The 3,721-nt window shown below is 62.5% G+C and carries 3 protein-coding genes; all 3 read right to left on the bottom strand.

The genetic code is table 11. The features are described from left to right. Positions 1 to 1,164, bottom strand: a 1,164-nt coding sequence (locus WCA85_RS23665; RefSeq protein ID WP_424067283.1) for an efflux RND transporter periplasmic adaptor subunit, incomplete at its 3' end; no start/stop codon positions are given. 542 nt (positions 1,165 to 1,706) lie between these two features. Beyond that, the gene (locus tag WCA85_RS23660) at positions 1,707 to 2,084 is read right to left on the bottom strand and encodes a response regulator (protein ID WP_424067282.1); all 378 of its coding nucleotides are present in this window, start codon (positions 2,082 to 2,084) and stop codon (positions 1,707 to 1,709) included. Between the two features lie 17 nt (positions 2,085 to 2,101). After that, the coding region (locus WCA85_RS23655; RefSeq protein ID WP_424067281.1) for a PAS domain-containing protein at positions 2,102 to 3,721 on the bottom strand (1,620 nt) is incomplete at its 5' end.

Below are 3,721 nucleotides of genomic sequence, written 5' to 3'. Positions count from 1 at the left end.
TGCGGATGCCGCGCCTGAGGCCGCCTTGGCCGCAACGGGCTTGATGGCGGCGCCGTCGTTCAGCCGGTCCATGCCGTCGGTGACGACCGTGTTGCCGGCTTCGAGGCCCGAGAGCACGACCGTGTTCTTGCCATCGCTCGGTCCGATAGTGATCTTGTGCACCGACACCGTATTGTTGGCGTTGACCAGGTAGACGTAGTCTCCCGGCGCGCCGGTCTGCACAGCGGGCGTCGGCACCAGCACCGCGTTTTGCATCGTATCGACCAGCAGCTTGATGTTCACGAACTCGTTCGGGAACAACGCCTCGTCGTCGTTGGCGAAGGTGGCCCGCAACGTCACGGTGCCGGTGGCGGTCGCCATCTGGTTGCTGACGGCGTACAACGTGCCGGTGGCAATCTGCTTGCTGTTGTCGCTGCTGTAGGCGGTAACGGCCAGGCTCGCGCCCGTGCTCAGCCGCTGCATGACCGAAGCAAGCGAATCTTGTGGGACAGTGAACTGCACTGTGGTCGGCTTGACAGTCGTGATCACCACGATGCCAGGCGAGGACGATGCCGTCACATAGTTACCCGGGTCGACCAGGCGCAGGCCGACGCGTCCGGCCACCGGCGCGGTGATATGGCAATAGGCGAGATCGAGGTCGAACTGCGCAATGTTGGCTTCGTCGGACTTGACCGCGGCCTCATCCTGCTGCACGAGGAACTGCTGATCGGCGAAGGTCTGTTCGGCAATCGACTTGCGCTGGTTCAGGTCGGTGTAACGCACGAGGTCGGAGCGGGCCTGCGCGAGCGAAGCCTTGTCCTTGGCTAACGTCGCTTGCGACTGCTGTTTGGAAATCTCGTACTGGCGCGGGTCGATCTGGGCGAGGAATTGCCCCTTCGTGACCTCTTCGCCTTCGTGATAGCCCACTGCGGTGAGATAGCCGCTCAACTGCGGCAGCACGGTCACGGTGGCGACGGGGGTGACGGTGCCCAGTTCGTTCAACACCACCGGCATTGGACCGGTGGTTGCGGGGGCAACCGTTACGACTTGCGGCGCGGCCTTCGGTGCGGGTTTCTTCTGATGAAGCAGGTGAATCACGACTATCGCGACCAGCGCCAGCACAATGACGATCAGGATGATCCTGCCGCGGGAGCGCCTGGGCTGCTTGGACACGGCTTCACTCATAAGAATCTCCGAAAACTGAACGGGTGCTGCAATGGGTGATTGGGTTGGCCGTTGGGGGTCGGAACGACACGCAACTGCGGAAAAGTGCCACGTTTCGCTCGCGTTGTCACCATCCGATGCCTCGTTGACAATCTGTCGCGATGCTGGCAACGCGGTTCGCGATGCACCTGACAATCCGATGGCATGCCGCACGAACACTGCAATACGGGCATGGGGGCAACGTGGCGTAGCAGCTTGCGATAAGAGGCGGGGCCGTCGACAACGAAGCGGGTAGAGCCATGCGGTGGAGTGTAATGTGAGCGACCCTGGTTTCTGAAGGGCGTGACCGCTCGGGAGATTACAGTGGGTTACGACAGGCCTGCTATGCAAACTCCCGTAACGCTTCCGCGCGTGGCGTAAGCCCGGCCACGCGCCATCAGTCATATGAGCCGGTATCCGGACATGATCGCTGTCAGAATGACCGCAAGCATGTCGAAAGGATTTAATGGGCTCTCACCAGTGAGGCCGTGTCGCGAGCGGTTGCGCTTGCCCCTGAATGCCGGTCAATTCGGGTGAGCGTCGGTGAGCGCCTGAAACAGCGTGCGTATGTCGAAGGGTTTTTCGCAGCGGGGATAAGCGAGGTAGCCCGGCTCGATTGCATCGGCGCCATAACCGGTAGTAAAGACAAAGCGCACGTCGCGCCCGGCCAGCCAGTCCGCAATCGGATAAGACTTCTCGCCGTGCAGATCGACGTCGAGCACCGCGCTGTCGAAGGCATGCTGGTTTGCTTCGACGAAGGCGAGCGCTTCGTCGGCCCAGCCGATCGGTCCCACGATCGTGGCACCGGCTTCCTCCAGCAGTCCGCAGAGCGCTTGAGCAACGAGGTAGTCGTCCTCGACGACCAGGATCCGCCGTCCCCGAAGCTCACTGCCAACTGCCATGGTTGTCTCCAGGTACATCAATCGAGGTTCCTGCGCCGCTCAGGTTTGAACGGCATGGCGATCCGACACGCCACGCCGTCTTCGTTGAAGACAAGTTCGGCCTTGGCACGCAGCGAAAAAGCCAGCGCCTGCTCGATTAATTGCCGCCCGTAGCCGCGCCGGGTCGAGTCCGGCGGCTGGGGCAAACCACGCTCGCGCCAGTCCAGCACCAGCAAGGAACGGTCCTGAGCTTCCTGTTCGAGCCACCAGCGCACCTCAAGCTTGCCCTGGCCATTCCTGAGCGCACCGTATTTGACGGCGTTGGTGGCGAGTTCGTGGATCGCCAATGCGATGTTTTGCACGTATTCGAGGGTGAGCGGGATTGCCGGCCCAGAGATAGCGATATTGCCCGTGCCCGCGCCGACAATCGTCTCGATCTCCATCTGCACGATGTCGCCCAGATCGATTTGCTCATTGGTAGCCTTGCCGAGCAGCCCCTGCAGGCGGCCCAGCGCGGCGAGGCGGGTGGTAAAAGCTTCCAGCGGAGCGCCTTTGGCGAGCGTTTGCAAGGCGATGGATTCCACCACGGCGAGCAGGTTGCGGGTGCGGTGCTGCAGTTCCGCGACCAGCACTTTCTGGCGCCGGTCTGCTCGCGTGAGGCCGGTCACGTTCAAAAACGTCACGACGACCCCGTCGGCCTTGGCGTCGCCATTGTGATAGGGCGCGAGGCGCATGAGGTAATGCAGTTCCTCGTCCCCGCTATCGATGCGCCGCTCGATGATTTCGCCGGTAGCGACCACCGTGGCGATATCCTGATCGAAACCGTTGAGCTTGAGGGGCGTGGCCAGGTCGGTAATGGGTCGGCCACGGTCGCTCTGACGGATGTTGAACACCTCCGTCATGGCAGGGGTGAAGCTGCGAATCACCAGTTGCCGGTCCAGAAAGACCGTCGCCACGGCCGTGCTGTCGAACAGGTTGCGCAGGTCGTTATTGGCGCGGTCGAGCGCTTCGATCTTGCCGTTCAGTTCGGTATTGACCGTGTGCAGTTCCTCATTGAGGGAGACCAGTTCTTCCTTGGACGCCTCCATTTCCTCGTTGGTCGACTGCAATTCTTCGTTGACCGACACCAGTTCCTCGTTCGAGGACTTGAGCTCCTCCAACGCGGTTTCGTATTCCTCGATCATCGATTGCAGGCGTTCGCGCGTTTCGCGCAGTTCCCGCTCCATCTGCAGGGCGGTGCCGTTGTCGGCTGCCTGGGCGCGGGTGAGCGCCTCCTCGCGGCTAAGAACCGGGCCTTGATCGATGAACAGGATCAGATACAGCGACTCGAGCGCCGGCCGGCTGCCGAGCGGCTCGATGGTCAGGCTGATCACCTGCACGCGGCCATCTTCTTCCTCGACGACGATGCCGTCGCGCGTGATGGCACGGCCCGACTCCACGACCTCACGAAACAGCGTGCGCAACTCAAGGCGGATGCCTTTGCGGGCCATCGTGAAGATCTGGCGGCTGGGCACGCCCGCTGCGGCCTCCAGATACTTGCCGGTGCGCGCGGAGTAGTAGGCAATATCGCCCTCGCGGTTCACTACCACGTGGGGCGGCGCGAAGCGCTCGAGCACCTGCGTGTCGACCATCTGACGCAGCGCCGCGCTGCCGGGCTG

This window comes from Paraburkholderia sp. (assembly GCF_049581445.1).
GTDB lineage: Bacteria > Pseudomonadota > Gammaproteobacteria > Burkholderiales > Burkholderiaceae > Paraburkholderia.
Note: the sequence above shows the minus strand (reverse complement) of the source record. Positions and strands in the feature narration are given on the sequence as shown.